The organism is Vibrio sp. YT-19(2023) (assembly GCF_033337395.1).
In genome coordinates, this window is record NZ_JAWOQN010000491.1 from 1 (window position 1) to 703 (window position 703).

The window sequence follows — 703 nt, forward strand, 5'->3', positions numbered from 1 at the left end:
CTTACTTAGTGGCAACGCTAGGCCACACCGATGAAATCACGATTTGTGACGCGGGGCTGCCGATTCCTGATCATGTACAGCGCATCGATTTGGCGCTAACGCATGGGGTACCAAGTTTTCTTGATACCGTTCGCGTGATTTTGTCTGAGTCACAGATTGAAGGGGTCATCATTGCAGAAGAATTTTCCGATGTCAGTCCTGTTCTTTATGAAGCACTGCTTAAAGAGTTGAGCAAAGAGAGTGAGGAAACGGGCAAATCGATTGAAATCAAATACGTTTCGCACGAGGCTTTTAAAGCACGCACAGAGCAAAGTCGCGCAGTGGTTCGAACCGGTGAATGCACACCGTACGCGAACGTGATTTTCCAAGCGGGCGTGGTTTTTTAAGCCTGAGAATTGAGGACAGATTATGACTCAAGCCATTCTACAACTGAGCGAAATTGAAAAAGCGTTCCCAGGTGTAAAGGCGCTAGATAAAGCGAGCCTGAACGTATACCCAGGTCGTGTTATGGCGCTCATGGGCGAAAATGGGGCAGGCAAGTCAACATTGATGAAAGTGCTGACCGGTATTTATCATTTGGATGCAGGTAGCATTCAGTATCAAGGTCAACCTGCTGCATTTAAAGGTCCGCGAGATTCTCAAGAAGCGGGCATCAGCATTATTCACCAAGAGCTGAACTTAATCCCTGAACTGACAATCGCCG

At 47.5% G+C, this 703-nt stretch carries 2 protein-coding genes; both read left to right on the forward strand.

Annotated features, from left to right (window positions below):
* Positions 1-386 (forward strand): D-ribose pyranase (rbsD, locus tag R7E78_RS26705; protein WP_318058682.1); only part of this gene is annotated, 386 nt, incomplete at its 5' end.
* A gap of 22 nt (positions 387-408) precedes the next feature.
* The coding region (locus R7E78_RS26710) for an ATP-binding cassette domain-containing protein (protein ID WP_318058683.1) at positions 409-703 on the forward strand (295 nt) is incomplete at its 3' end.